The sequence below is a fragment of the Desulfovibrio sp. MES5 genome (genome assembly GCF_002237645.1).
Classification (GTDB): domain Bacteria; phylum Desulfobacterota; class Desulfovibrionia; order Desulfovibrionales; family Desulfovibrionaceae; genus Desulfovibrio.
The window spans coordinates 1-6,120 of sequence record NZ_MJUZ01000047.1; the positions used below are offsets into that span (position 1 = coordinate 1).

Here is a 6,120-nt window from a genome sequence, read left to right on the forward strand (position 1 = left end):
GGTGGGGGCGTGGGGGAGGGACCCTTTTGCAAAAGGGTCCCTCCCCCACAAAGCATTTCAAAAAGCACCTTTACCCTTGGTTCTAGCGGCCCCAAAGGCGCAGCAGGGGACTGGCCGGCAGGAGTTGATCCAGAGGCATGTCCACTTTTTGAGCTCCAGCGGCCCACGGTGCGACCTGATAGGGCTGAAAATTGATGCGTACGCCCTGCGGGGTCAGGGTCAGGCTGGCGAAATTTTCCGGCACCGGGTTAAGGCCGGTGCGCAGCATCTGTTCCTGCCTCATGCCGCCCAGGCGGCGCGAAAGCTCGGTGTATGACCAGGTGGACATGAGGTGCAGGGCCGCGTCCGGGTCCTCAAAAAGATCCACAAGGCCGAGCCGCTGGCCTGTGAGCAGGCTGTAGTTCAGGGTCATGACGTCCAGGTTGCCGTGAGCCCCGCCGGTGTAAGTCCATACCTCGAACGTGATGCTGAGGCCAGCGGGTGAAGGCGAGGTGACGCTGTATGATCCCCAGAGTTCATAAGGCGGGCGCTCGCCGTCAAGCCCCGGCCCTGACGTGAAACTGCCGTTGCTGCAGCTTTGCTCAAAAGCTGTGGCAATGCCAGTGACCCATTGGCGAATGTCGCTGTCTATCTGTTTGCTGCCCACGGAGGGGTAGCTGATGTTGATGACGGGGCCGCCGCTCTGGTCGCGGACAAGCTGGTGCTCAATGATGCCGGGCTTGCGCGAGCCGGAAATGATGGCAGCGGCGTTGTCGCGGGCGGACTGGTCTTCAGGGGCGGCCTGGTCTCCGGCGTGTTCTTCCGCCCGTTCTCCGGCATGGTTCGCGGTCTGATTCCCGGCGCGTTCTCCGGCGTGCTCCTGGGGCGACGCGCCAGGTTTGGCGCTCTCGTCTGGGCGGGCATGCTCCGTGGCTTCAAAAGGGTGGGGGGACTCATGCCCCGTGCTGGCTTCCGTCAGTTCGGCGGTAGCGGTAAATTCCTGAGCCAGAGATGGAGAGAGGGTCTGCTGATCCGGCATACGGGCCGCCTCGGCTGCCCGTTCACCGAGCAGCAGCGCCAGCAGAAGAAAAGACAAAAGGCGCGGCATGGATATGATACCTTGATAACCGGTAATGGGTGAAGGCGAAACATTTTGCCGGAGGTAGTATGCCATCTGTGCCTCTGCAAGATCAGGGGCGGAACCGTCTTGCAGTCGCCCCGCCGTCACGCCGGGGCTGTGTATTCTGTGTTGCTTGCGCTGTGACGGCTCGGAAAGCCGGGCCGCACGAGCGAATATTGCCAGCGGGAGCAAAAGGGCCGCAAGGTGAAAAAACCGCAAAACCTGAAAAGGAAGCTGCATGGCTTTTCCTCATTTAGAGCAGATTAACTTTGCGAATGTACATTCTCAAAGTTCCAGATACGCCCGTTATGGCGCTGAGCAGCGCAAATAAACTGCGCCTGCGCCTTCACGGCGAGCGCCTGCTCCCGCAGACGGCTGAGCCACTTCAAAATGAACGTGCTCTTATCCCTGCTGTGCCGCTGTATGGCAGTATACATGCTTTATTTAAACTTTGAAGCCCTTGCGGAGCTCCCAGGCCTGACGCCAGTTCTTGATGAGCAGCACAGCCGCCAGCACCAGATATACCTTGGCATAGAACAAATGCAGTCGCAGGGGATCATGCGGCAGCCCCAGCATGGTCTCAAGTTGTACGTCATACAGGGGCGAAAGCAGTTGCAGGCTGAAGAGCAGAAGCAGCCAGATCGCCTCGCGTACATGCAGCCGCAGGTCCAGCAGCAAAGCCACGGCAAAAAGAGATTGCCCGGCTGTGAGTAATATTTCCTGAAACTGGTGCGTGTCAAGGTTTATGGGAGGCGTAAAGCCGCCTGAAGAGGCCGCGTATACGCCAGGTATCATGCCAACCAGCAGAGTCCATTGATTAAGTTTTGAAGAAAGCAGGCAACCAAGGGCCAATCCGGCGTTGCCGCGCGAGGCGAACATGAGGGCCACAATAAATTCCGGCGCTTCCGAGGCCAGAGGGGCAATCCATTGCACCAGCAGAAATTCGTTGATGTGCAGCATCTTGCCGCTGGCAACCAGCCCTTCGCTGAAAGACTCGGCATTGCCCAAAATCACGATGGCCGCAAACAAAAAAATGAACCCCACGCTGCGAAGGCGCACTTTTTTGGCCAGGCGCGCCAGTACAGCGGCCGGGCCCTCAAGTTCCTCTTCTTCAACGGGGCGGCGCATGATGATGAGTATGTACCAGACGTAGATGCCAAGAAGCACCAGCCCGTCCACCCAGGTAAGGGAGCCCTTGAGCGGAATGATAAGCGCATAGACCGTGGCCATGGCCAGAAACAGCACATCGGTGCGTTTGTCGCTGTGCAGGGCCACGGCAGAGTGGAAGCGCCCGGCAAAGATAAGCACAATAGCCGACCACCCCACGCCAATAAGCAGCCTGTTGGCTCCGGTCATGTTGGCAATGGCGTAGTGGGAATAAGGACTCTCGGGATGCTGGCCCGCCATCCAGGTAAAGTACATGTCCACAGCATATTCGGGCAGCACGGCGATAAAGGCCACCACAGCCACGGCCACGGCCTGCGGCATGTCCATCTGGGCCACTTCACAGGCCCAGGTTAGCAGAAATGAGGCTCCAAGAATGGCCATGCCCGAGAGTGCGGTAACAATCAGAGGCGAAATATCGGACGGTGCAAGATGAAGAGCCAGACCGGGAATGGTCATGAGTACAGCCAATATATAGGGCCTTAGGGCACGAATGGTCATAATGTCTTGTCTCCTTAAAAAATAAAAAGACCTTGGCGTTGACGCCAAGGTCTCACTAATCGGCGGAACCGACGGCGGCACCAGGCTTAAGCCATGCTGTTGATGCCGCCCGGGTTTCAAGAACCCAGTTACTCCCCTTGTGCGGTTACGCTATAACCAGTGAAGGTCTGTGTCAACATGCGGGCAAAATAACTTTGAGAGGCGGCATTTGTAACGTGTATGCACGCCCGTTTCGGCGATTGCGCACGGTTACGTTACATTGCTTTGCAGGGAGCAAAAGGTTTGTGGGGTGAAATACCTTGTGGGGGAGGGAGCCTTTTGCAAACGGGTCCCTCCATCACGCCCCAAATCTCTAAAACTATTATAGTATTTTAGTATGTTACAAGGTGTTTCTGATATGGCGAGAGAGGCAGGAGCAGCATTTTTCAGGCATCAGGCCATCTCAACACGTCATGCGCAAGGGGATGTGGGCATCACGGGCGCACCGTGCCGGGACGCTTGCCAGCGGCAAAGCCTGTGGATACTATATACGCCACTTTATGGCCTTACGATGTGCCTACTCAGGAGAAGCTTTGTGAATATTACGTGTCCGCGTTGCGGCTTCAGCCGCCAAGTGCCCGCCGACCGCCTCCCCGCGCGCGCGGTTATCGCCACCTGCCCCCATTGTTCCTGCCGGTTCCGCTTTGCGCCTGACACCGGCGTGCAGGAGGTTCTGCCGGATGCGCCGCAAACCGGGGATCACGGCCCCGCACGCGCTCAGGGCGCGGTTCCTGCTTCTCACGATCAGCCAGATTCCGCAGGCTCCGTGGAATACCGGGACGCTGCAGCAGGCGAGCCGCGAGACCCCAATGAAGATGACCCCCTGCCTCCGGGAGCCATTGTTCCCGGAAGCCCCTCATGGTCGCGCGAGGATGCAAGGTCAAACGATGTCGCGCAGCCGGATGCAGAGCAGCGGGGGCGGGAACAGGCCCATACTCGGGATGGCGCGCAAAAGAGGGGTGTGGGCGCGGGCAAGACCGGGCCTGAAGGCCCTGCGGATCATGATGACGACCCACGCGCCGAAGCCAGCCGCGCCTATGAGCGTGAGCAGAACCGCCGTTACGACGAGGATGATGGTCAGTATGACCGCAAGCGTCGCCTTGGGGGTACTGCTGACGATCATGAAGGGGATGCCGGGCACGATGGGTATGACGCCCAGTATGATGACGGCGGCGAAGGCGGCATACCGTGGGAAACAGCCCCGGAGCCAGATGGCTGGCTGCCTGCCTTTTATCATACCTGCATGCGCGTCATGTTTGGCACGCAGCGCCTTTTCAGCCAGGTGCGGCCCGATGGGTCGCAGATGCGCGCCCTGATTTTTTATCTGTTGGTGAGCGTGGTTCAGGTCGTTGTGGAGCGCGTCTGGTCTGGAGTGTTCATGTCCCTTATGGCGCCCAGCGCCGCTTCCGACCCACAGCTGGAAAAGATGCTCGTCCTGCTTTCGCCGCAGATGAGCCTGCCCATGATCATATTGATCAAAACGGGCATGTCCGTAATCCAGCTGTATGTGCTCAGCGCGCTTATAAACTTCACCTATGGTTTTGTGCGCGGTCGCCGTGCCGATTTCGGCCAGGTTTTTCAGGTTCTGGCCTACGCCGCCGCGCCCACGCTTTTATGCGTGGTGCCCCTGCTGGGCTCTCTGGTGGGTTTTGTCTGGATGGTGGCCTGCGTGCTGGTGGGCTGCCGTGCGGCGCTCAGGCTTACATGGCCGCAAACGCTCATGGGGCTGGCCCCGGTTATTCTGCTGATAGCGCCTTTGCTTCTCCAGATTTTTCAGGCTGCCCGCATGTGACCGGGCAAGCCGGACCATAGCCTGATCCGCAAGCGCCATGGCCGTTCCACCGTCTGCACAAGGCGGGGGAGCGGCCATGTTGATTATTATGGCACGCTTTTGGCAAATGCCAGAATACTGGCGTTGCGCCGGTTCGTACCGCAGCTGCTGCACGTTGGATAAGAAATCCGTTGCCTCGGCATCTGTGCAGCGCGCAACGTGCCGTGGATTCGCCCAAAAATTGTATTTTCGACAGAATGACTAATTGAAATGCAAAGTATTTCAAAGGTAATCTGATCTGGTAAAAGCCACACTGGCCAGACAACAATTATTAACGGTAATCTGCCCTGAGGGACAGCCTGCCCGGTTTGTTTTACGTCAGGAGTAAAATATGCATACCTGCCCATCAGTTTCAGGCCTATGGCGCGGTCGGAATTTTGAAGATACGCCCTGGCCCTTGATGCGTATCTTGTTTGCTGCGGGGTTTTGTCTGTTGCTGTTTCTGACGTCGGGCTGCGCCAGAGCGCCCGATGACAGCAGTCGTACCGAGCGTGGCGTGACGGGAGATCTGAGCACGCCCATTCAGGTGCAGGTAAGCAATTTTGTGCGCCGTCAGTCGCCAGCCATTTACGTACGGCCAAGAGAGCCACTGGGGTACAGGCCCACAGCGCTTTTTGTTCCTTTGCGGACGGTGCAGCAGATGTCCAACGCCGTTACCTTCAGCAACATGTTTTCGCGCCAGATATGGCAGGTGTGGCTGTCGCTCAACGCCTTTTCCGCTCTTGAGTATGATACCAGCGCCACGCCTTTCGAACCGCAGCGCGCGCTTGCCATCGCCAGGGCGCGCGGAGCGCAGATGCTGGTGAGCGGCTATATCAATCACTACATGGACGGCGGCTCCGGCGGCACCAGTTCGCTTTCGCTGGCTATGGAAGTCTATGACGTGAAGACGGGCACGCTTGTGTGGTCCATGGCGCAGGGTGGGCTTATGGACGCGCGTCAGGTACACGATTTCTATCTCTTTTCCATAACGGAAGTGAACCCCGAAGACCCCTCAAGCCTCATTGCCCGTACCCTGGCCTGGGATATGGGACGTCAGGTTCTGGGTTGGGTTGACCCGAGTCACCCGGCTCCCAGGGAATCTTCGTGGACGGACATGTTCAAGTCCAAGGCGTTTTAGTTCAAAGTAAAACTGCTCGGGCGGTCGCGTGGGCAGACGCCTGCCGTGAAGGCGTAGGGCTGTTTGTCTGCGAGACAATGCGCCGAAATTAAAAGATGCCCCTTTGAGAATATATATTCTCAAAGGGGCATCTTTTCGCGCAAGTAAGCGTTGTAATGGCGTGATGCCTGAAAGCCGCTGCCTTTGGCCTTCCCTCTTCAGATCACAAAACGCATTGCATTCTGCTATAAGGCATTAAAAGTTTTAGATAGTGTCTACACGAGTTATGATAAAAGTTTCAGCCACAGAGCAATGCACCGTATTCGCACGGCAGCAGCGAACGCTGCGAGTGTTTTTGCATACCTAGTAGCAATGCCTCGCCACCTC

4 protein-coding genes and 1 pseudogene are annotated in these 6,120 nt (G+C 57.7%); 2 read left to right on the forward strand and 3 right to left on the reverse strand.

The window, feature by feature from the left end; genetic code table 11:
* Positions 1 to 82: 82 nt before the first annotated feature.
* Both BCS36_RS11385 and BCS36_RS11390 read right to left on the reverse strand, forming a co-directional pair.
* Positions 83 to 1,339, reverse strand: coding sequence for a DUF3298 and DUF4163 domain-containing protein (locus tag BCS36_RS11385; protein WP_291303011.1), 1,257 nt, complete (start codon positions 1,337 to 1,339; stop codon positions 83 to 85).
* 204 nt (positions 1,340 to 1,543) lie between these two features.
* Entirely contained in the window at positions 1,544 to 2,764 is a 1,221-nt protein-coding gene (locus tag BCS36_RS11390) for a sodium:calcium antiporter (protein ID WP_291303012.1), read from the reverse strand.
* Positions 2,765 to 3,338: 574 nt separating this feature from the next.
* Here BCS36_RS11390 and BCS36_RS11395 point away from each other — a divergent pair.
* Both BCS36_RS11395 and BCS36_RS11400 read left to right on the forward strand, forming a co-directional pair.
* On the forward strand, positions 3,339 to 4,595 hold the full coding sequence (locus BCS36_RS11395) for a YIP1 family protein (RefSeq protein ID WP_291303013.1): 1,257 nt from the start codon (positions 3,339 to 3,341) through the stop codon (positions 4,593 to 4,595).
* 439 nt (positions 4,596 to 5,034) lie between these two features.
* Positions 5,035 to 5,754 carry a hypothetical protein gene (locus BCS36_RS11400; RefSeq protein WP_291303014.1) on the forward strand — a complete coding sequence of 240 codons (720 nt, stop codon included), beginning with the start codon at positions 5,035 to 5,037 and terminating at the stop codon, positions 5,752 to 5,754.
* 263 nt (positions 5,755 to 6,017) lie between these two features.
* On the opposite strand, the pseudogene BCS36_RS11405 reads toward BCS36_RS11400, so the two are convergent.
* A pseudogene (locus BCS36_RS11405) lies at positions 6,018 to 6,120 on the reverse strand (IS5/IS1182 family transposase); the annotation flags it as partial.